The sequence below is a fragment of the Pseudomonas sp. Irchel 3F6 genome, assembly GCF_900187595.1.
In the GTDB taxonomy this organism is placed as follows: Bacteria; Pseudomonadota; Gammaproteobacteria; order Pseudomonadales; family Pseudomonadaceae; genus Aquipseudomonas; species Aquipseudomonas siliginis.
On the sequence record NZ_FYDP01000001.1, the window covers coordinates 1,150,331 to 1,173,794 of the forward strand.

Sequence of the window (23,464 nt, forward strand, 5' to 3'; positions counted from 1 at the left end):
ACCGCGCCGGCACGGAGGCTGGCCAATCTCCTCGCGAATGCGTATAACCTCGCCGTTTCGTCTACCCTGACGTGGCGCGCCGCCCGGTAGCGGCTGCCCTTCGAATGTTGACGCTTACGAAACGGAGAATTCTATGTTCAAGCGTACCCTCGCCCTCACCGCCGGTCTGGCGCTGTCCTTTTCTGCCCTGATGACGCAAGCCGCTGATGTCCTGCGCGTCAGCGCGATTCCCGACGAAGCCCCGACCGAGCTGCTGCGCAAGTTCGAACCGCTGGGTGCCTATCTTGAGCAGCAGTTGGGCATGAAGGTGCAGTTTGTGCCTGTCGCCGACTACCCGGCGGTGGTTGAAGCGCTGGCCACCGATCGCCTCGACATGGCCTGGCTCGGCGGTTTCACTTTTGTGCAGGCACGTTTGAAGACCGACGCCACTACACCGGTGATCCCGCTGGTGCAGCGCGAACAGGATGCGCAGTTCACCAGCAAATTCATCACCGCCGACCCGAACGTGAAAAGCCTCGCCGATCTGAAGGGCAAAACCTTCGCCTTCGGTTCGGTGTCGTCCACCTCGGGCAGCCTGATGCCGCGTTACTTCATGCTGAAAAACGACGGCATCAAGCCTGAAGGCTATTTCAGCCGTGTCGCCTACTCCGGCGCGCATGACGCCACCGTTGCCTGGGTGCAGGCCGGCAAGGTCGACGCTGGTGTATTGAACGCCAGCGTCTGGCAGAAACTGGTCGACGCCGGCAAGGTCGACACCAACAAGGTCAAAGTCTTCGCCACCACCCCGACCTACTTCGATTACAACTGGACCGTGCGCGGCACTCTTGATCCGAAGCTGGCCGCGAAGATCAAGCAAGCCTTCCTCGACCTCGACCCAGCCAATCCTGAGCAGAAGAAGATCCTCGATCTGCAGGCCGCCAGTCGCTTCATCGAGACCAAGCCCGAGAACTACAAGGGCATCGAGGAAGCCGCCCGCGCCGCCGAACTGCTGAAATGACCCTACGCCTCACCCAGGGCAGCCTGCGCCATGCCAATGGCGTCGATGCCCTTCGTAACATCGACGTGCAGATTGGCGCTGGCGAACAGGTCGCAATCATCGGCCCGTCCGGCGCTGGCAAGTCGAGCCTGCTCAATCTGCTGGCCACCGCGCTCAAGCCCAGCAGTGGCGACATCGAAGTGCTTGGCGAACGCGCCTGGCACTTGTCGGCGCACCAGCGGCAGCGCCTGCGTGCGCGCATCGGCCTGGTGCATCAGGCGCCGCCGATTCCGCCGCGTCAGCGGGTCATTACGGCGGTGCTGGCCGGCAAGCTCGGTCAGTGGAGTCTGGGCAAAAGTCTGCTGAACCTGCTGCATCCACTGGATGTGGCGGGCGCTCGCGCGGCGTTGGCGCGGCTGGATCTGGGCGACAAACTGTTCGCCCATTGCCAGCAGTTGTCCGGCGGGCAATTGCAGCGCGTCGGCATTGCGCGAGTGCTGTATCAGGCGCCGGAAATATTGCTTGCCGACGAACCTGTCTCGGCCATGGACCCGGTGCTTGCCGGCCATACGCTGTCGATCCTTTCGCGTCACGCCCGCGAGCACAACGTCACGCTGGTGGCGAGCCTGCACGCGGTGGATCTGGCGCTGGCGCACTTTCCACGGATCATCGGTTTGCGCGACGGGCAGATTCTTTTCGATTGCCCATCCGATCAAGTCAGTCGCGACAAACTCGATGCGCTGTACGCCAATGAACAACTGCAATCGCCTGCGCCGGCGGTCGCGCCTTTGATTGTGCAGATTCCGCGATGCTGAAAGCCGATTCACGGGACCCGGCGGCGTGGCCGCGATTGTTGCTGACGCTGCTGGCGCTGGCCCTGCTGTGGCCGGGCATTCAGCTCAGCGAGCTGGACCTGGGCGTGCTGTTTCAGGCCGATAGCCAGAACGAAATGGGCCGTTTTGTTTCGGCATTCTGGCCGCCGGCGCACGATCAGGCGTTCCTGCAACTGTTGCTCAAAGCCACCCTGCAAACCCTGGCGATTGCCACAGCGGGAATGGCCCTGGCGTTGCTGCTGGCAGTGCCGGCAAGCCTGATCGCCAGTCGCGCGTTGTCGCTCTCGGCGGCGTCACGGGGCGGCGTGCCGAGCCTGCCCGGGCGCTTGCTGCGCTGGCCGGTACGCGGCTTGCTGATCTTTTTGCGCAGCGTGCCGGAGATCGTCTGGGCGCTGTTGTTTGTGCGTGCCGTTGGCCTCGGCCCGGCGGCGGGCGTGTTGGCCATCGCCATCACCTACAGCGGTATGCTCGGCAAGGTTTACGCGGAGATATTCGAGTCCACCGACCAGCGCCCGGCGCACGCATTGTTGCAGGCCGGCAGCGGTCGACTGGCGGCGTTTGCCTACGGCACGTTGCCGAATGTCGCCGCCGAACTGCTCTCGTACACGGTGTATCGCTGGGAGTGCGCGATCCGTGCCTCGGTGGTGATGGGCTTTGTCGGTGCCGGTGGGCTGGGGCAACAGATCGATCTGTCGATCCGCATGTTTGCCGGCGGTGAAGTCGCCAGCATGTTGCTGACGTTCCTGCTCCTGGTGCTGTGCGCTGATCAACTCAGCCGCTTGCTGCGCTGGAGGCTGACATGAGGCGCCTGATCAACCTGCTGCTGATCGTCGTGATCGCATTTGCGGTGTTCGCTTCCTTCGCTTATCTGGAACTGGATCTCGCCGAACTCGGCAGCGCCAATAGCCTCAAGCAGATGGGCAGTTACGTGCAGCGCTTTCTAAGTCCCGACTTGAGCGCCGGTTACCTGAAAGCCATTGCCCACGGTTCGCTGGAAACACTGGCCATGTCCGCGTTGGGCACCCTGCTTGCGGCACTGTTCGGCATCGTTCTCGCGCTGCCCGCTGCCGGGCGTTTCGGCTGGCCGCTGCAAAGTGCGGCGCGCCTGCTGCTCAACGGCTTGCGGGCGATTCCAGAGCTGGTTTGGGCGGCGCTGATGGTGCTTGCCGCCGGTCTCGGACCGAACGCCGGCACCCTCGCCCTTGCCCTGCACACCACTGGGGTGCTCGGTCGGCTATTTGCCGAAGCATTGGAAAACACTCCGCCACAACCGGCCGAGGCGATCCGTTTGCAGGGCGGCAATCCGATCCTCGCGTTCTGCTACGGCACCCTGCCTAACCTTGCCCCGCAACTGCTCGCCTACTGCCTGTATCGCTGGGAAAACAACATCCGCATGGCCAGCGTGCTGGGCTTTGTCGGTGCTGGCGGCCTGGGCCAGATGCTGTATGTCAGCTTGAGTCTGTTCCAGGAAGCCCAGGCCAGTACGGTGATTCTGGCGATGCTGTTGCTGGTGTTTCTGGTCGATTGGTTGAGCGCCTGGAGCCGGCAGCGTTGGGTCAAAGCGTAGGCCGAGTGGATATCTGGCAAAAGCTGATTATGCTTCAGGAAACCTTGCAGCCCTGCGAGGCGGTCAGACTGTGCAAGCTTCACGCTAGAGCAACGGCGGCAGATGCCAACGGGCCAGAGTGCGACAGGCAGTAACGGGGGACTCCGGCCTACAACAATAAGCACGACGGAGAACACCCATGGCCACAATCGACACAGCATCCACCGGCACGCCACCGCGCAGCGGCGGTATCACGAAGGAGGAGCGCAAGGTCATCTTCGCTTCCTCGCTGGGCACGGTTTTCGAGTGGTACGACTTTTACCTCTACGGCTCGCTGGCGGCGATCATCGCCAAACACTTCTTCGCCGGCGTCAACGAAACCACCGCATTCATCTTTGCCCTGCTGGCCTTCGCCGCCGGGTTTGCGGTGCGGCCGTTCGGCGCCATCGTCTTCGGGCGTCTGGGTGACATGATCGGGCGCAAACACACGTTTCTGATCACCATCGTGATCATGGGCGTGTCCACAGCAATCGTCGGTTTGCTGCCCGGCTACGCCACCATCGGCGTCGCTGCCCCGGTGATTCTGATCACCCTGCGCTTGCTGCAAGGCCTGGCGCTGGGTGGTGAATACGGCGGCGCGGCGACCTACGTAGCGGAGCACGCACCACGCAATCGCCGTGGCTTTTTCACTTCGTGGATTCAAACCACCGCCACCCTCGGTCTGTTCATGTCGCTGCTGGTGATTCTCGCCTGTCGCACGGCGCTGGGTAACGAGGCGTTCGAGGCTTGGGGCTGGCGGATTCCGTTTCTGCTGTCGATCATTCTGCTGGCCGTGTCGGTGTACATCCGCCTGCAACTGAGCGAGTCGCCGGTATTCCAGAAAATGAAGGACGAAGGCAAGGCCTCGAAAGCGCCGCTGACTGAATCCTTTGCACGCTGGGACAACCTCAAAGTGGTGATCATGTCGCTGCTGGGCGGCACGGCCGGGCAAGCAGTGGTCTGGTACACCGGGCAGTTCTATGCGCTGTTCTTCCTGTTGCAAACATTGAAGATCGACGCGCAAACCGCCAACCTGCTGATCGCCGGATCGCTACTGATCGGCACACCGTTCTTCGTGATTTTCGGCAGCCTGTCCGATCGCATCGGGCGCAAACCGATCATCATGGCCGGGTGCATTCTGGCTGCTTTGACCTACTTTCCGATCTTTACTGCGCTGACCCAGTACGGCAACCCGGACGTGTTCGTCGCTCAGGAAAAAAATCCGGTCAAAGTGATCGCCAATCCTGATCAGTGTTCGTTCCAGTTCGATCCGGTGGGCAAGGCCAGATTCACCAGTTCCTGTGACTTGGCGAAAACCTTGCTGGCGAAACGCGCGATCCCGTACGAGAACGTCGCCGCCGAACCGAACACCGTCGCGCAGGTGCGCATCGGTGACCGCGTTGTCGAGAGCTTCGAAGGCAGCGCCCTCACCGCCGCCGACTTCAAGGCCCGCAACGACGCCTTCACCGCCAACCTCGGCGCGGCGTTGAAAGACGCCGGTTACCCGGAAAAAGCCGACCCGGCGAAAATCAATTACCCGATGATGCTACTCCTGCTCACCGTGCTGGTGATCTACGTGACCATGGTTTATGGCCCGATCGCCGCGTGGCTGGTCGAACTGTTCCCGACGCGCATCCGCTACACCTCGATGTCGCTGCCCTACCACATCGGCAACGGCTGGTTCGGCGGCTTCCTGCCGACCGTGGCGTTCGCCATGGTCGCCGCCACCGGTGACATCTACTACGGGCTCTGGTACCCGATCGTGATTGCAGTGGCGACGGCAATACTCGGCACGTTTTTCCTGCCGGAAACCAAGGATCGCGACATTCTCAAGGACTGAAAAAAGCCGCAGCGCCCTCTCCTGCGGGAGAGGGCCTCGCCGCTGAAAAATTTCGAACGTCTGCCGCCGCGCTGTCTCCAATGTGTACACCCACAGGAGGCCAGCGCCATGAACCCCAACGACGACAAAACCCCCAACGCCCCACCCACCGATGCCAGCGGCAAACCGGTGAACGTGGTCGAGCGCGATCTGCAGGACCGCGACGGCAAAACCGAAGGCGTGGACAAAATCATCACGCCGTCTTCCACTCGGGTCAAAGAGCAGGAAGCTGAAGAGCTACAGCGCAAAGTCGATGAGATCGAGCGTAAGGTTGCAGACGGTAACTGAGTGCAGCGTGGCTGTGGCCGCGGCGTTGAGCGGCGGCTGTCAGCCCGATGACCAAAAGCTGATTTCCTACAGAATTGAACTACACAGCTGATCGACTTCACGTGCATCACAAGCGAAGCGTCTGACAGATTTGCATCGTCTGTTTGCGGATGATGCCTCCCTCGTCCCGCCAGTGACGACAACGAGCCCACATCCCCTTAGACTGCTTCACATTGATCATGGAGGTCATGATGAGCGCTGAACTTTCACTTATCGTTTCAGACTTCGAAACCGAAGAAGAGGCTGCGGATTACGATCTTTGGTATCGCGCCAAGGTACAAGCCGCACTTGATGATCCACGTCCGCCTATCCCCCACGATGAGGCAATGGTGCTGCTAGGTCAGATGCTGGAAGAGAGACGCAAGAATCGACGCGCTGCCGGTTAGCTGGAGTAAACCGGCTCTTGGAGACTTGGCTGACATCATCGAATACGTAGAACAACGCAACACTGTCGCTTCAGTTGCACTGCACCAAAGGCTCAGCGCCGCAGCGCGAAGGCTTTCCTGGATACCGCATGGTTTCCGCTCCGGCCGAATACCGGGCACTCGCGAAATGGTCATCAACTCGAATTATTTACTGGTCTATCAGGTGACAGACCACATCAAAATTCTGACCGTGCTGCACGCCCGAAAAAAATATCCATAACCATTCATAAAAAAAGGCGGCCAACCGGCCGCCCAAACGTACTGCACGAGAGTCTTTTACAACGTCAGCTGCCCACGCTCCTCTTCGGTCAGCTGCTGCTTCGCCTGTTCATCCAATGCCCCGGCGCCGAGCACCTGCACCGGGCTGTCCGGGTTGTAACCGGTCGCTGGCGCGCGACTGGCACCATCGCGCGACGGTGCCAGTTGCTCGTTGCCGAAGCTGAGTACCTGCACAGTGAACACCGAAGCCTGGTTCTGCCGCGCCGCTGCCTGTTGCTGCCGGGCGACGTCTTCCGCCGCTTGCGTAGCGGAGGATGCCGCCGAACTGGCCGAGGTGATTGCGCCGGTATTCACCGCGGACACCACCGGCACGCCGGTCGCTTTGCCCTGCACCGAAATGTTCGCGGCGTTGACCACCGTCAGCGCGGCGATGTTAACGTTGCCCGACACGCGAATCCCCGCCTCGCCGGCATCGATGGTGCCCAGTGGCGCAATGAGGTCGATGTTGCCCGGCGCCACTTCGGCGATCGGGTTGAGCGTGGCGATACCGGCACCGGTACTCGGCACCGACGGCGACAGCGTGACGTTGCCCCAGTTGTCGTAGACACGTTTTGGCGGCGTGTAGACCACGGTGGTTTTCGAGCCGCGACCGGCGTTGATATCGCCCTCGGCGGACCAGCCGAGAATCGAGCCGCCGAAGGTGGTCATGATCCGGCTCTGGCCGAGCAGAATGCTGCCTTGCGAGTACAACTGAATGTCGCCCGAACCCTGAGTGATGATCCCCGCCGTTGACGGTGGCGCCGCGCCTTCGATGCCGAACACCTGACCACCGCCCGGCGTGAGCATCTGGATATCGCCGCCAAACAGCGTCTTGACCCCGGCGCCACCGTACATCGTGATATCGCCGTCGTAACGGATCGGATTGCCGGCGACATCAGTGGTCGGGAACAGCGCCGCAATGGCGTTGCGACCGCGCAGGTAGCTGCCAGTGCGCGGACCACTGGCATCGGTGTATTCCAGGCCGCCGGCACGCAGTTCGGCGAAGTACACCTGGCGGGCGAAGATCGCCTGCTCGGTACTCGGCAGTGAGGCGAAGAAGGCTTGCGCCTGTTCGTCGCTACCCTTGAAGCCATAACCCAGGCTCAGCCAGCTCTGCAGTTCTTCGACGTAGGTCTTGACCACTTTGCCCGGCTGCGCGCTCAGGGCCACCGCTGAATCCGCGACGTTTTGCGGGTTCAGATAACGCGCAATGAACCGTGAGTAATCCGGCCCCTGCGCGCCCGCACCCGCTTGCATCACGATGCTCGCAGCGGGGCGCTGATCGCCTGCCACGACAGGACCGAGGCTGGTGATGCTGGCGCGATCTTCCATCAGGATATTGCGCCCGGCATTGACGTCCAGAACACCCGGGCCGGCAATGTCGAAGCTGCTGTAGAGAATGTCTCGCCCGGCCGAAATCCGCGAAATGTCGCGCGCATCGTTATGCACGAACAGATTGCCGGTAGACGCGATCTGTTCGTTATTGCGACCCATGCCCCCAACGGGCGCAAACGTGGGTTGCCCCAAATTGGTACCGGACGCCACGATGTCACGCCCCGCCACCATCCACACCGGGCCTGCCGATTCATACCAGGTGCGCTTCGTGGTCGCGAACGCCAGCGTTTCGCCCGTGCGAATTCCTACCAGGTCACCGGTCAGTGCATAGAAGCGCGCCGGCCCCTGAACACTGCTCAACCCCGAGTAGCTATCGGGACCAAAGGCAAACAGTGGATAGCGCGAATTGGTTTGCGCCAGCACACCATCGCTGCCGGCGTTGGTCGTAATCGGCCGAGCGGACTGGTTGTTGCCGTAGCCATTGAACGCGGGTGCAAACGGTGTGGCGAGCGCCGCCGGGCTGGCCCCTGACTGGTTGATGGCGTAGCCGCCGGCATAGATCGAATCCCCAGCGATCAGTTCAAGCTGCCCCGCGCTGGAAGGTGCCAACAGCAATGACCAGGCCAGAGCCGGCGCCGGGTTGCCTATGCCGTAGGCCGCTGATGGTCCCGCATAAATCGAGCCCTGACCGGCCACGGCACGCAATATCGAAGGAAAGACGAAGCGGTCATCGGTCGGTGACCCGTTAAGCCCGGCGACGGGGTCCTGCCCGGTGGTTTCCATCAACTGGGTGCTGGGCGTCAGGTTGCCGCCGGCCGAGAACAAATCGATGGCCGTGTGATCGGTCCACAGCGAGAAACCACTCAAACCGCCACCGGCATGGTAAATGCCATCCTCCGTGGTAAACGGTGTGGAGTTCTGCAACCTCACGCGGCCCGGATCGGCGGCGCCACCCAACACCAGATCGCCGCGGGTGTTGAGGCGCATGCCGGAGTCACCGGGAATCAGCACCAGCCCACCACTGGCATTACTGGCCGTCGAGTTGAACGGGTCGAAGGCGCGCGTTTCCCGTGGGTCATGAAACAGCGCCGAGGCGCCGTACTGCAGATTGATACCGCCCAACGCGGCGCCCGTCAGTTGCGCCGCACCGCGCAGGTTGATAAGCGCGCCCTGCAAGTCGTGCGTCGGCGTGCCGGTACCCGCCAGGCCGGCACGTGCCTGCAGAGACGGATTAAGGACACCGCCCAGACGAATATCCAGGTCTCCGCCACCGGTCAGTTGCAGGTTCCCGTCACTGTCCACGCGGCCCGTACTGCCGACAGCCACGATCAACCCCTGACTGCGAGGGTACGACGCATACCTGTCGTCGCCCATGGCCTTGAGCATGCCTGCATCCCCGCCGGCGCTCAGACTGATGTTGCCGCCGCCCAGCGTACCGAACCCGGTAAAGCCCACCAGATAAGGTCTGGTTTCCTCGCCCAGCGCTGGCAATGGCTGCGCAGCGTAGCTGCCGAAATTGATCCACCAGGCAGTCGGTACATCGTTGTTGCCGGTGCCCTGGCGCCAGAGCCAATTGCCCACCGCCACACTGGGCACCTGCTCCCGCGTACCGTCGCCCGTGGCGACCGAGCGACGGCCAAGCACATCACCCGACACAGACCCGCCGGCATTGATCGTCAGGTTACCGCCCATCTGCGGATACCAGGCCTGATAGAGGTTGGCACTGCCGCCATCGACCCATTTTTCGTAATCGCTGCCAACGCTGCCCAATACCGAGCCATCAGCCGACAGCCTTCCGCGGGGCTGGTTATAACGCGCGTCGACGTCTGCCGATTGGGTGCCGGCGGTGTAGACGCCGAAAGGTGAGGCCATGCTCAGGTTACCGGCCGCCATCAAATCCAGGTCGCCGGTGCCAGTACGCAAAACGCTGAACATCTGCGTGTGGGCCTGGGCGCTCTTGCTCGGATTGTTTTCAATGCACAGTGCCGGGTCGATGGAGCACCAGAACAATTCGTCATCGTTCATCGGTGTGTAATCCGGCATGCCCATCCAGTTGCCAGGCGCCCACACACTGCGCGCCATGGGCGCGCAAGAACCGGGAGCGATATCACAGAGCACAAGGTATTCCTCGGGAACCGGTTCGTACGGTGTAAAGCCATACTCGTTATCCACCGCCCAGACCAGTTTGCCGGCCACCTCGATCATGCTCACACCATAGTGAGTGTCGGCCATCTGCAAGTTGCCAACGCTGGCCTGAGGTTTCACGCTACGGCTGTCGGCCGCGGTCAGATCGGCCCCTGCCACCATGCGCATCGACCACGACGCACTGCCCGCCGGCAGCATGCTGGCGATCGCCCAGTTTCGACCTTGCTGGTTTCCATTGGCAGGACGCAGGTCGAGGAATACCGTGCCATCGGCGAGCTTCACGTTGGTCATGGAGGGGATCAGCGAACCCCGCAACAGCGCCAACGTTCCGTTCAACACAACACCCACCGTTTTATTGTCGGCATCAACCGCACCCGGCAGCGGCACGCCTTTGGGCCAGAGCAGGGCCTGCAGTGCGGTGGCGTTGTTCAAGCGGATACCTGCACCCAAACGACTGCCGGCCGGCAGGGTCACAGCGTTGTCGAGCAACGTACCGGCGGCATACATCAGGTTACCCGCCGCGTCATGCACATCGCCGGCCAGCACCGTTCCACCCTGTAACACGTAAGGTGCGGCCAAAGTGCTCTGAACCGGCAACACCGTGCCCGCGGCCAGTGTGGCGGCTTGAATCGGCAGGTCGTAATTCAAGGTGGCGCCAACCGGAAAGAGCGTCCCTTCGGCAAGGCTGACACCACTGCCCGGTACGATCAGGTCACCGCCGAAAGGCTGTATCCCCGGCAACAGTTTCCAGCCGGCGTCGTCCACGGTTTCCGGCGGCGGTGCGAAACCGTCGTTGATGCTGCCGTAGATATCGAGGTTGCCACCGGCACGGATCAACAGGCTGCCCGCTTCCCCGCTGCCATACCCCGAGGTCCGGCGAGTGTGCGGGTTGAGGCTGGCGTAACGGTAGCCGGACAAGTCGAGATCGCCCTGCACCACCAGATCGCCGTCAGCGGTTTTGCTGACGATTTCCACCCCCGGGCGCAGATGAAACGCATCGGCATAGGTCGCATTGTTGAGGCCGGCCAGTTTGCGTTGTAGCAGATCACTGTTACCCAGCGCCGCATCGATAAAGCCGCTGCTGTCTGAGTGAATGCGATCCAGGTAGGCTTGATCGATCACTTGATACGGGCGACCGCTGGCCGCCGGATCGGTGCCATCGGCAGCATCACTGTAACTTCGCACGGCATTCAGCCCGATGGAGCGGGCACCTTGAATACTCAACGTACCGCTGGCATCCACCGCAATGTCACCGCCGCCCAGGCGCGGTGCATTCAGCTCCAGCGTCCCACGCAACACGTCATCGCGTTGTCCCGCCTGGTTTCCAGGCACTGCATCGGTGCCGTGACGCAGATCAATCCGTGCACCAGCGGCCAGCGTCAGCACGCCGTCACCTGAATTGAGTTCAACCATGGCGCGGTTCGGTGCGTCGATGATTTTGCCGTAGCTGTCGACGCGCAGTACGCGGCCATGGGCATCGAGCAGCGCGTTGCCTGTCAGGTTCAAACCGTTTTTGCCGGCAAGGCGAATGCTGCCGACCCGTTCACCACTGGCATCGATCACCCCGTCCACGGTCAGGTTGCCGTTGTCCACCGAGACATTGACTTGGCCCGCTTTGAGTTCGTTACCGATACGCAGATTGCCCTGCTTGAACTGGAAGCTTCGACTGCCCACTACCCCGCCGGCATTCAAGCGCAGGTTAAGGCTGGCAAAGGCCTCGCTCAAATCACCCGCCAGGCGCTGGGCGCGAATGTCCACGCCAGCGGCCTTGTACGGCACCCACGTACCGCCCGCGTCGTAATAGCCACTGCTGCTGCCGACAATCTGCCCTTGCAGATCAACCTGTCCAGCGTCAGTGGCCAGGGCCACAACGTTCAATTGCCCGGCCTGATTGTTGACGGCGGACAGATCGATTCGCGAGCCCGCCAACTGACGAATATTGCCGTTGTTGCTCTGCAACGACACGTCGCCGCCCCAGCTGAATTTCTGCACATCATTGAACGGCAGAACCCGGCCCGCCATGTCCACCTGCGCGCCGCTGCCAAGCAGCAGATCATCCTCGGCATTGACCAGCAGCTTGCCGCTGGCGAGGACGATGCGACTGTCGAGCACAACACTGCGTGCCGTCAGGCTCAGTTGCGCACCGAGGGCATCCGCGGCAGCCGTTGTGGCGCTACCACTCAGAGTCAGGTTGTTGCCCGCCTTGAGTTCACTGACCGAGGCGGCCTCGGCGGTCAGCAATGGCGTGCGCAGATTGAGATTGCCGCCGCTGTAGCTGAATCCCTTGACCGCGTCATAAGCTCCTTGGGATTCGTACACCGCCAGACTGCCCTTGTGGTTGGCGGTGATGCGCTCGCTGGCGTTGAAGTTGACGTTGGCAAATCCCAGGGCCAGTCGGTTATTGCGATCCAGGCCATTGGGCTGCGGGTTCGGGCCATAACCCAATTCGATCCGCTGCGCCTGAATATCCAGCGTGCCGTGCCCGTTGCCGGCGCCGTCGTTGACCACCGTACCCGGGGCCTGAGTCGCCCCGTTCCAGATCAGATTGCGGGTGCGGATCGTCGCGACATCGGTGGCAGCGCCCGAGCCGTAGATAGCCGGGCTACCCAACACCAGATTCTGCAAACGGCTCTGGCCGGTCTGCGGATCAATGGTGTCGAGGGTCACGCTGCCGAAAAAGTTGAACGCATCGCGGGCCACCAGACTCAGGGTTTCCAGGGCGGGGGCGCCAGATTGCGTGTCGCCCTGCAACAGGCGATCCAGCACGTTCTGGTTAAGCGTCAGGCCCGCGGGTGTGCGGCCGCTGGCTGCGGCCAGTGCTTGCGGACTGCCGGCATTGACCACACCGACCGAAAGCCCGAGTTGGCGAGTGCCAAAGCGCACGCTTTCGCCCAGTTCGAAGTCTTTGTCAGTGGCGGCGATGATGCTGCCGTTGGAGTACAGCAACGCCGCAGCGGTGCAATCGGCCGTCGGACAGTTGCCGATACGAATGCTCCCGCCCCCGCCATCGGTGGGCGCAAGCACCGGCGTCCAGCCGTTGGACACCACCAGCAGGCTGGAGCGCCCCGGTTCGTAGACGAAACCGGCTGCGGCATCATACGGGACGTTACCTCGCCCCAAGGTATTGACGCCCGCTCCCGCATCGATGGTGATGCCGCCATTGGCGCTGTTACTGCTCAACACAACCTCTGGCGCCGAGAGGATCGCGCCTTCGCGCAGACGAATCGCCGAGGTATTGCCGATCACCTTGATCGAGCCGCCCTCCGAACCGTAATACACGGTTGGGGTGCCACCGATGGTCAAACGTCCGGCATTCAAACGGTTGAGGGTGTCGGCGTACAGCGATACACCGTCGAACCCTGGCGTTCGCGTATGCCCGGCTCCGAGAATTTCAAACTCTGCGCCGGTATAACCGCCCTGAACGACCGCCGTACCAATGACCCCGCCGCTGGCAGGTTTGAACAGCACCTGCCCGTTGAAGTCCAGGGCTGAGTCGTGCTCGCCGCCACTGACCATGCGCAGGTGCAGCGTGTTGCCGTCCAGCGGTGTGCGGGCGCGCGGCAGACCCCGGCGGGCAGCATCATTGAGCACAAATTGGCTGAACCCGGTTTCGTTGTACTGTGAATAGCGCCGCAGCACATCGGCAGACGTCACGATGACCTGGCTGGGCAAACTGTCGCGGATACCGGTGTTGGCAATCGACAGCTGTCCGGCCGTGGTCCACGAGCCATTGCGCAACTTCAACGCGCTGTCCATCGGCCCCGCAATCGCTTGACCATTGATTTCGACCCGCAAGGCGCCCGGTAACAAGGCAAAGGTCGATGGCAACAAGGTGTAGGTGCCGGGTGCCAGTCCGGCAACGCCGGTCCCGAGGGTGATCTGCTGGCCGATACGCGGGTCGACCGCGCCGGCCTCGGCCAGCATCGGCGCATAGCGGCTCTGGTCACCGGCCACGATTGCATACACGGGATTGTTGGCCAGCCCCGGCAAACTGAAGGTGCCATCGGTGGCATTGCGTACCAGCGGATTGAGACGTGCATCGGTGGAGCCACCTCGTCCGGAGACAAAACCGGCACCGCGCAAATCGCCGCCGCCCGAAAGGTCGATCACCGCCCCGGCCTGCACATTGGTGTATTGCGCATCAAGGATGACCCCGGAGGTCGCTCCGGCAATGCCATTCAACATCACCGACTTACCGTTGTACCGATAGTCGATACCGTCGGTGGTTCCTCCATAGGGCATGACCAGTCCGGCGGCGCTGACTGAAGTCACGCTGCCCGGCAGAAGGTGAAGTTCACGGGTTTTGACAATGACGTCATCACCCAGGGATATCAGCCCCAAAGGCGCACGAATGACGCCGCCCTGCTCGATCTGTCCCGCACTGAGTGTCAGGCTGCCGAACACCGAGTAAGGCAAAGCGGTCGGCGCCGCCCCGTGATTGCCGATACGCAACGTATGCTCCGGCACCGATCCGGCCATACTTTGATAGCCCACTCGCACCTCAGCCGAGACGCCGCTGGCCGGGTAGATCTGCGCAGCCCGCATGTGCATGTCACCCGCAGTCCACAGACGGCTGCGCTGCTGTTCATCGGTTGGCGCGAGGAAGCGCAGGTCGCCCTGGCTGTCGAGCGTGACCAGACCAAAGCCACGGCGGCTGACCGTCAGCGCCGGTGCGGCCGATTGCACGAGAGTCCCTTCGGTGCCGAATGAAAGCGAGTTGCCCACGTCCAGCAGGTTCGCGCTGGCGGTGAATTGCGCGCCGGACAACTGCGCTGTCGGATTGCTCATCACCCGCGGACGCACTTTGACTTCCGAGCTCAAATAGGTGCCCAGCCCTGACAGGCGCAGGTAAGGTGCGCTGAGGTTGACCCGGGCGCTGTCACTCGCCGACTCGGCCAATGAAAGAGAACCGGCGAACAGGCTCAGGCCCTGCCCCATATGCAGGTCGACATCGCCGTCGAACGTCATCAGACCGTTGCTCAGCAGACTCACGCTGCCGAAGCCACCGCTCACCAGTTGATCGGCACTCAAGCGTGCACGCCCGTAGCGTAAAAGTGGCGAAGCCTCACCCGCTCGCAGCGGCTGCGGCAGTGCCGGCGCGGACCCTTGGCCAATGATCATTTCACGTGGCACGCGCACCGCATTGCTCAAGTTCGCGGGACCGTACGCCGGTGTATCCAGAGCGATCTCCAGACGCCCGCCCGCCGCACCTGCACCGCCAGCACTGGCCTGCAGACTGCCCTCGATGAACAGACCATTGTAGGAACTCAGGGTGATCCGTCCGCCATCGGTGGCCACACGAGCGGGGCCTTGCCCACCGCTATCGAGCACGGCTTGCGCACCGGACGCTTCCAGTCGCGCACCTTGGCGGATGATGACGTAAGCATCGGCAGCGGTCGCCGTGATTTTCTTCACATCAATCTCGCCACCGACAATGATCGAGCCACCCTTGCCGACCTGGCCGTAGACGCGGCCCAGCGCATCGACAGCGGTCGCTGCCCGACCGGCGACATCGATCAAGGCATGTTCACCGATCCAGATCGAACGGTTATGCGGGGTCGGATCGGCCTCTTGCAAGGACGTCGCCACATCAATCGCGCCGAACTGCTGTTGACGGATATCGACAATACCGCCCCAGGCGTTGAGTTCACCATCAAGCGTGATCTGGCCTGCCCCGCGCAAACCGATGCGCTGGCCGGGATCGACACTGATCCGTGAGCCTTCGCCAATCGACAACGGACTGCTGGCGGGATCAATCAAGCCAGCAAGCGTCGCGCCGGCCTGCAATGCGACAGAAGCGCCGGCCCTTTGCGTCAAGACGCGCTTGAGCGGGTCTTCCTGAAATAACGCGGGCGTCCATAGCTCCAGCGCAGCGCGCGGCGACATACCGGAGACAATGGTCGAGGGGGATTCGCCACATCGATAGACCGGCATCTGCACATCGATCGCGCTTTGCGCGGCGACCTCCAGCCCCTTCAGACCGATGATGTTGTAGGCGCTGAACCCCGTGCGGAACAGCTCCGGCGTCAGGCGCAGGGTCTGTTCTTCGGACACTTCGCCGGAAGCGCCGATCCGCACCTTGCTGGCCTGCACGGTCAAGGTGCCGCCGCCGTTCACGCCATAGCCCTGCACCTCGCCATCGAGCACCATGCGCGACAGGCCTGGCGCACTGTTGGCGCTGGATTCAAGCGTCACGTCGCCACCCTTGCCGCCACGCGTCTTGCCGTTGGCCAATACCGCACCGCCCGACGAAACATCGACCAGACTGCCATTGGCCAGCAGAATGTCGCCGGTACTGCGGATCGACACCGTCCCGCCAGTGAGGTACGCCAGGCCGCCCGCGTCGTCCGGGTTACTCGACAGGTTGCGCCACAGACCGCGTGTCTGCAGCTGCACACCCTTGGCAACCGTCACTCGCGCTTGCTTGCCTGCTGAAACCTGGAGACTGGTGTCATCACGCCGATCGGTGGCGAGCTGGTTCAAAACATTGCCCAATTGCAGGCTGCCGCCTTGCGCAATCAGATCGGCATTGACCTGCACGTCAGGGCTGAACAGGGTGATGTTGCCACCGTGATCCACCGTCACGCCTTCATTGACTTCAATCGTGTTTTTCGCCGAAATCTTCAGCGCGCCCAGCGCGAAACCATTGAGCAGCCCGGCATCGAGGAACAGTTTGCCTGCGCGTTCTGCCGCGACCGCGTCGGTCAGCCCTGCGTTCGCTAAGCTGGCATGCGCGCCCCCCACTTGCACCTGATCGAGCAACGGGTCGAGTTGATAGAGCAGGCCGGCACTGGCAGCGACATAAGCAGCATCGTAACTGCCAACCACCAACTGCCCTCGCCGCGCCCGGGCGGTCTGGGTCTGGGCATAGCCGTCCAGACCTGCCCGCGGTGCCTGGATTTGCCGTTCGCCCTGAAACACCTCACCCAACAGCTGGCCTTCCAGCACGGCGTTGCCCGTTGCGATCACCAACTGGCCGGCATCCCGGCCAACGGTGTAACCCGCTTCCTGACGACGCGTCGGCGCGATCAGCGGGCTATAGAAATAATCCGTCTGGCCCCAGCGCTCGCTGTGACTTTCGTAACCTTTGTAAAGACCGTTGTAGAGAATATCGCCCGGCGCACGCGACACTTCGTATAACCGCCCGTCCGCACCGCGCAGCCAGCTCTGGCGAATCTCGCCGTCCTGCACATCAAGCGTGCCGCCGGACACATTGATCAGCGAACCTTTTTCGCTGATCACGTCCTTTCCGGAAAACCGCACCTCACCGCCCTGCGCCATCCATTCACCAACGCCATGGCCCTGAGTGCCGAGGTATCCGCCGACCTCCAACAACCCACCGGCGGTGTACCAGCGGTCGGTGGCGTAACCGTTGGTGCCCGCCGGCACGAATACCAGCTCACGGACATCGACCCAGATGTCGTTACTGTTGAGCGCGCCGTTCTCGCGATTGACCGGCGCATCACGCTGCTCGTTGCCCTGGACGTTGATCTTGATGTTGTTGTTTGCCATCGCCACTTTGACGCCGAGGGCGCCGGACACGTCGATCACCGCCCCCTCGCGCAATAGACTGCGCTGTCCGGCGGCAACTGCCACCTGCCCACCGGTGGCAAGGGTGATCGAGCCGCTTTTGAATTCGACGGTGCCGCCGCTGCCGATGTCGATACGTGACTGATCGCTGCGGATCCGGTTGTTGGCGTTGACGCCGGTCAGCGCCGCCTCGCGCTGGCTGTCCAGGGCGGTGAGATCACTGCTGTCGAGCAGAATCGCACTGACGCCATTTTCGCCGAGGGTCACACGGCCTTGGGCATCGCTGGCCGGATTGAGCAGATGCACGGTGCCGCGCGTCGCCACCGAAGTGCTCGCCAGCAGCACACCGTTTTGCACAACATCGCGGCCGGTCAGGGTGATGTCGCCGGTGGATGCCTGGATCAGGCCGGTGTTGCTGACTTTGCCCGAGCTGTCAGCCTTGAAACCGGGAATGACCTCACTGCCGAAAGTGGTTGAATAACCATTACCGTCGGTACCCGAGCCCTTGCGGATATAGAAACGGTCCCCCGCACCCAGCACCGTCTGACCTTTGGCCGTACTGATCGAGCCGTCGTTCTGCACGTCCTGGCCGAGCAGCAAGGTATAGCCGCCGGCGTCGGTGGAGAGCGCAGGTTGATGCGTTTGTATGGCTGCGCCACGCTCCACCAGGACTTTGCCAGCAGCGTCGGTAAAGGTCGGCTGACTGCCGGTGCTGTCGAAATACAGACCCCGATCGCGAAATTGTGCATCGGTCATGTTCGCGGCTGCCGCTACCAGATTACGCACATTGACCTGGCTGCCACCACTGAAGACGATGCCGTTGCGGTTGATCAGCATCACCGTGCCGTCCGCTTTGATCTGCCCCTGAATCTGGCTGGCCCGTGCGCTCGGATCGTTGACGCGATTGAGCACCGCCCAGTTGGCCTGCTGGGCAAATTCCACTGTGGTATTGCGGCCGACGTTGAACGTTTCCCAATTGAGAATCGCCTTGTCGGCGGTCTGCTCGATCTTCACCGTGGTCTTGCCGTCGGCCTGGGTTTGTTGCGGGCCTTTGGCGTTCATCCAGCCCTGGCTCAGGCTGTTATCGACCTTCAGGCCGCCCTCGCCCAATCCGTCCGGAACCACTTGCACACTGCCCAATGCGGCGGCACGTCCAGCGGCTTGTGCGGCCTGCTGAGCGGCAATCGCTGCCACGGTGTTATTGAGTGTCTGCAAAGAGCGCTGCAACTGCTGGCTGGCCCGTTGCTGCTGTGCCAGCGGTGGGGTCATCCCCGGCAGACCGCTCCCACCCGGACGCGACGCCGAAGCCTGCTGCGCTGCGCCCTTCGCGGCAAACCAGGTGGAACTGAACGCTGTCGCCGCCTCGGCACTGCCCGCCACCAGACACAAGGCGACGGCTTGCGCCAATGGCTTGAGCAGCCACTGTGCGGGATCGCCCGCGCCACGTTTGATCGGCCGGATACGGTTACTGTGACGGGAGGTGCGAGCAAGCATCACTACAGGTCCTTTTGGGTGGCAGGTCGGATCAGCCCTGCTGTTACGACATAGGCAGTTGGCGAGCCTCACGACCGAACGGATGTCACACAAACTTCATGTTCGAGGAGTAAATCGGCAAAAAAAAACAGCAGCCCGAAGGCTGCTGCCGTTTCATTGCAGTTGAGACAAGGCTTACAAAGGACGACCAATGCCGTTGCAGGCGTTGGCGTTGTTGATGTCCAGGTTATTGCCCGAGGTGTTGGTGATGAAGTTGGCGGTCACAGCGGTTTTCCAGTTGTTGGGAACCGGCGTGAAGCTGTGGGCGACGGTGGCGACGTTGTTGCCCGGGTTGCTGTAGTGGGTGGTCAGGAAGTTGCGCACGGCGGTGGCCACGGCTGCATCTTTGTAGCACTGGCCGAAGATGAAGTTGGTGTAAGCCACAATCGGGTAACCGCTTGCCGGGTTAGGCACGACCGGGGCCCAGCCAGCCGGGTTGGCAGGTGCGCTTGGCACCGGTGCAGTGCTCAGCGCCAGCGTCACGTTAGCGTTGGTTGGCTGGACGCCATTGACGCGGGCAACCACAGCGTTGCTGGTGGCGTTCACGCCGTCCGGCCCCACATAGCCGATCGAACCGTCCACGGCGTTCACCGCAGTGGCCACATCAGCGGTGTTGGCTACGCCGACCCAAGTCGATGGCAGCGCGGAACCGGCCGGCAGACGAGCGTTGGTGAAGGTGGAGTTGACGGCGAATTTGCCTGGGCAAACGGCGTTCAGGTGGCGACTGAGAATTTCAGTGGTGCCACTGGACACGCTGCGGTAAACCACACGGATCGGCGTGCTGTCGGCGTTACCCAGCAGAGCGCCCCAAGTGGTGGCGGTGCCCGACAGCGCATCGCACAGTTGAGCGCTGGTCAGGTTGAGCGCGGTCTGACCGGATTTTTTGTACGGAATGGCAACCGAAGTGGCCACCGATGGCAGCTGGATCAGCGGGCCGTAGGAAGCACCGAAGTTGGTGGTGTAGGTGCTGAGTTCTGAAGCGCTGAGGATCGAGTCGCTAGCGGCGAAGTGCACAGTGCCGGTGGTGCTGAACTGGGCAGCGTTGTTGGTCAGGAAAGCGCTTTTGCCGACGCCGCTACCGGTCACGGCGTAGCTGAAGTTGGCTGGCAGGATGCTGTTGGCAGAACCTTTGTACAGCGCGGCGGGCAGCGAGGCGCCACCACCGGTTACGGCCATGGCCTGGGCGGAAGCCAGAGCGGCGACGGTCAGTGAGGCGGCGATCAGAGTGCGCTTGAACATGAAGAATCTCCTTTTCAACTTGGTTTGGAACACAGGTTTCGGAAGGCTTGCATGACACCGGGAGGGTCCACCGCAGTGGAGCCGCAGGGAGAAATTCGCAGCTTCCGGTGACAGATAAAGGAAAAAACCTCGGGAGCTGCGGGGCGTTTTTTGCGCGGATTTCTCGGGTGTTTGCGCGGTGTCGCGGCATGTCTGGATCGGGGGTTTGGCTTAATCGGGCTGGAGCCGTTGGCGGGTGGTTGCAGATGACAGAATGGAGAACCCGAGGATGGCGGATCGGGACTCGGGTGAGGGTCAGGCCGGTGCAAAATATTTGAGTTTTGTGTTGTCGGGACTGGCGCTTTCGCGAGCAGGCTCGCTCCCACAGTTGAAATGCGTTCCTCCTGTGGGAGCGAGCCTGCTCGCGAAGAGGCCGGCCCGGCCAACATCAAAAGCGGCTACTGCACCAACTGATTGATCTCAATAATCGGCAACAACACCGCCATCACAATCACCAGAACCACCCCGCCCATCACCACAATCATCAGCGGCTCCAGCAGCGCGGTCATGCCCATCGCCCGTCGTTCAATGTCCCGGGAAAGCGTCTGCGCCGCGCGCTCGAGCATCGGCGGCAGCGAACCGGTTTTCTCGCCGCTGGCGATCAGGTGAATCAGCACCGGCGGAAACACATTCTCCACCCGCAGCGCGGCGGCGAGGTTGACGCCTTCGCGCACCTTTGCCGTGGCCTCGCTGACGCTCAGGCTCAAGCGGTCGTTGGACAAGGTCTGCCGCGCTGCTTCCAGCGCACGCAACAACGGCACCCCGGCGCCGCCGAGAATTGCCAGGGTCGAGGCGAATCGCGCGGTGTTCAGGCCGAGAATGAAACGCCCGAACAGCGGCAACTTCAGAACCCGGTGATGCCAGCTCAAGCGCGCCGCCGGATTGCGCAAATACAGACGCCAGCTCCAGAACGCCCCGGCCATCAGCGCCGCACACAACCAGCCCCAGGCGCGAATGAAATCACTGGCGGTGAGCATCGCCAGGGTCAACCCGGGCAAATCCTGCCGCGCCTGAGAAAACGCGCTGACCACCTGCGGTACCACGTAGCTGAGCAGGAAAATCACAATGCCGATCGACACCAGCCCGACCACGCCCGGATAGATGAACGCGGTAAGAATCTTGCCGCGCAGGTTGTTGCGTTCCTCGATGTAATCGGCCAGCCGTTCCATCACCTGCGCCAGATCGCCGGACTCTTCGCCAGCGGCAATCAGCGCGCGGTAAATCTCGGGAAAATCCCGTGGCCGCGACGCCAGCGATTCCGCCAGACGCATGCCGCTGCGCACATCGGCGCGCACGGCGCTAAGGGTCTGGGCGATGTGCTTTTTCTCGGCCTGCTCGACCGTGGCGCTCAGCGCTGCTTCGAGCGGAAGACTGGCGCCGAGCAGGCTCGCCAGTTGCCGCGTGGCCCAGGCGAGGTCGTTGTCGGAGAGTCTGGCGCTGAACAAACCGCCGCCGCCGTGTCGGGCGACGTTGCTTTCCTCGTGCACCGACAGCGCCGTCAGGCCACGCCCGCGCAAGGCACTGAACGCCGCGCTCTGGCTGTCCGCCTCAAGGTGCCCGGACTCGATTTTCCCGGTGGCATCCGCCGCTTCAAAGCGATAGCGATTCATCAGGCGTCCCGTGTCACACGAAGGATTTCTTCCGGCGCGGTGGCACCGCTGCGAATCCAGCGCTCACCGTCCTCACGCAGGCTGAACATCCCCGCTTTCGACGCCGCCGCGCGCAGGGCCTGCTCCCCTGCTCCTTGGTGAATCAGCGTGCGGATGTTGTCGTCGATGCAGAACAATTCGTGGATGCCGGTGCGGCCGCTGTAACCGGTGTGATTGCACGCCGCGCAACCGACCGGACGCCAGGTGCCGGGCGTCGCCGGGTCTTCCTGTTTGCACTGATTGCACAGGCGTCGCACCAGGCGCTGCGCAAGCACGCCGAGCATGGATGACGCGAGCAAGAACGGCTCAACGCCCATATCGATCAGGCGATTGACCGCCGACACCGCGTCGTTGGTGTGCAGCGTCGCCAGCACCAGATGCCCGGTGAGCGAGGCCTGCACGGCGATTTGCGCGGTCTCGAGATCGCGGATCTCGCCGATCATGATGATGTCCGGGTCCTGCCGCAGAATCGCCCGCAGCGCGAGGGCAAAGGTCATGTCGATCTTGGCGTTGACCTGAATCTGGCTGATCCCCGGCAGGTCGTATTCCACCGGATCTTCCACGGTGAGGATGTTGCTGGTGCTCGCATCCAGCCGCGCCAGCGCCGCGTAGAGGCTGGTGGTCTTGCCGCTGCCGGTCGGCCCGGTGACCAGGACGATGCCGTGGGGCTGGCGGATCAGGTGATCGAGTTTGGCCAGCACCTGCGCATCCATGCCCAAGGTTTCCAGATGCAAGCGCCCGGCCTGTTTGTCGAGCAGGCGCATCACCACGCGCTCGCCGTGGCCGGTGGGCACCGTCGACACCCGAATATCGATCGGCCGCCCCGCTACGCGCAAGGCAATGCGACCGTCCTGCGGCAAGCGTTTTTCGGCAATGTCGAGCTGGGCCATGATCTTGATCCGCGACACCAGCGCACCGTGCAACGCCTTGCGCGGCGAGACCACATCGCGCAGGGTGCCGTCGACGCGGTAGCGCACCACCGAATGGGTTTCGAACGGTTCGATGTGAATGTCGCTGGCCCCATCGCGCGCGGCCTGGGTGAGCAAGGCGTTGATCATGCGAATCACCGGCGCGCCGTCCTGGGTGTCGAGCAGGTCGGTGATCTCCGGCATGTCCTGCATCAGCCGATCGAGGTCGACTTCGTTTTCCGCCGCGCCGACCACCGCCGCCGCACTGCCGGTATCGGCGTAAGCACTGGCGAGCAGCCCGTCGAGCTCGTCATCACGCACCCGCTCAACCTGCGTCGCACCGAACTGCCGACGCACTTCGCTGATCGACCAGCCGGGCGTCGATGGGCACACCGTCAACACGCCATCGCGCAAAAGAATCCGCTGCGCCTTGGCCCAGGCATACGGCAATACACTCATCGCCCACCCTCCCCAGAATCCACCGTGGTAATGGGATCCCTTGTGGCAATGAGATCCCCTGTGGCAATGGGAACCTCTGTGGCGAGGGGATTTATCCCCGTTGGGCTGCGAAGCAGACCCAAAACCTGAGAACCGATTTCTCCAGGAAAATCGCGTGTGCCCGGTTTACGACTGCTGCGCAGCCGAGCGGGGATAAATCCCCTTACCACAGTCATCATCTCAGTCAAAACCGCGTGCTCCCTTCAATCGGTACCGTGGCAATGGGATCCTCAGTGACAATGCGATCCTCTGTGGCAATGAGATCCCTTGTGGCGAGGGGATTTATCCCCGTTGGGCTGCGAAGC

The 23,464-nt window shown here is 62.5% G+C and carries 12 protein-coding genes; 8 read left to right on the forward strand and 4 right to left on the reverse strand.

Annotated elements, in window-relative coordinates; translation table 11 throughout:
• Window positions 1-133 precede the first annotated feature (133 nt).
• From CKW30_RS05050 to CKW30_RS05085, 8 genes are all read left to right on the forward strand, one after another.
• Complete coding sequence (locus CKW30_RS05050; RefSeq protein WP_041480134.1) at window positions 134-997, forward strand: putative selenate ABC transporter substrate-binding protein; 864 nt, start codon at window positions 134-136, stop codon at window positions 995-997.
• Complete coding sequence (locus CKW30_RS05055; protein ID WP_056789573.1) at window positions 994-1,791, forward strand: phosphonate ABC transporter ATP-binding protein; 798 nt, start codon at window positions 994-996, stop codon at window positions 1,789-1,791. The genes CKW30_RS05050 and CKW30_RS05055 overlap by 4 nt, the downstream gene beginning before the upstream one ends.
• Complete coding sequence (locus tag CKW30_RS05060; protein WP_024013147.1) at window positions 1,785-2,612, forward strand: ABC transporter permease; 828 nt, start codon at window positions 1,785-1,787, stop codon at window positions 2,610-2,612. Before CKW30_RS05055 ends, CKW30_RS05060 begins: the two co-directional genes overlap by 7 nt.
• Complete coding sequence (gene phnE, locus CKW30_RS05065) at window positions 2,609-3,376, forward strand: phosphonate ABC transporter, permease protein PhnE (RefSeq protein WP_095180157.1); 768 nt, start codon at window positions 2,609-2,611, stop codon at window positions 3,374-3,376. The genes CKW30_RS05060 and phnE overlap by 4 nt, the downstream gene beginning before the upstream one ends.
• Window positions 3,377-3,554: 178 nt before the next feature.
• A complete protein-coding gene (locus CKW30_RS05070; protein WP_038861763.1) occupies window positions 3,555-5,234 on the forward strand; it encodes an MFS transporter in 1,680 nt (559 codons plus the stop codon).
• A 108-nt stretch (window positions 5,235-5,342) separates the two neighbouring features.
• Entirely contained in the window at window positions 5,343-5,561 is a 219-nt protein-coding gene (locus CKW30_RS05075) for a hypothetical protein (RefSeq protein ID WP_056789562.1), read from the forward strand.
• Window positions 5,562-5,791: 230 nt separating this feature from the next.
• Complete coding sequence (locus CKW30_RS05080) at window positions 5,792-5,986, forward strand: hypothetical protein (RefSeq protein WP_056789559.1); 195 nt, start codon at window positions 5,792-5,794, stop codon at window positions 5,984-5,986.
• Between the two features lie 25 nt (window positions 5,987-6,011).
• Entirely contained in the window at window positions 6,012-6,245 is a 234-nt protein-coding gene (locus CKW30_RS05085) for a type II toxin-antitoxin system RelE/ParE family toxin (RefSeq protein ID WP_256584160.1), read from the forward strand.
• Between the two features lie 56 nt (window positions 6,246-6,301).
• Here CKW30_RS05085 and CKW30_RS05090 read toward each other — a convergent pair whose 3' ends face one another.
• From CKW30_RS05090 to gspE, 4 genes are all read right to left on the reverse strand, one after another.
• A complete protein-coding gene (locus CKW30_RS05090) occupies window positions 6,302-18,787 on the reverse strand; it encodes a filamentous haemagglutinin family protein (RefSeq protein WP_095180159.1) in 12,486 nt (4,161 codons plus the stop codon).
• Between the two features lie 174 nt (window positions 18,788-18,961).
• Window positions 18,962-20,065, reverse strand: coding sequence for a substrate-binding domain-containing protein (locus tag CKW30_RS05095; RefSeq protein ID WP_095180160.1), 1,104 nt, complete (start codon window positions 20,063-20,065; stop codon window positions 18,962-18,964).
• 437 nt (window positions 20,066-20,502) lie between these two features.
• Entirely contained in the window at window positions 20,503-21,714 is a 1,212-nt protein-coding gene (gspF, locus tag CKW30_RS05100) for a type II secretion system inner membrane protein GspF (protein ID WP_041480124.1), read from the reverse strand.
• Window positions 21,714-23,120 carry a type II secretion system ATPase GspE gene (gene gspE / locus CKW30_RS05105; protein WP_095180161.1) on the reverse strand — a complete coding sequence of 469 codons (1,407 nt, stop codon included), beginning with the start codon at window positions 23,118-23,120 and terminating at the stop codon, window positions 21,714-21,716. Before gspE ends, gspF begins: the two co-directional genes overlap by 1 nt.
• Between the last annotated feature and the right edge of the window lie 344 nt (window positions 23,121-23,464).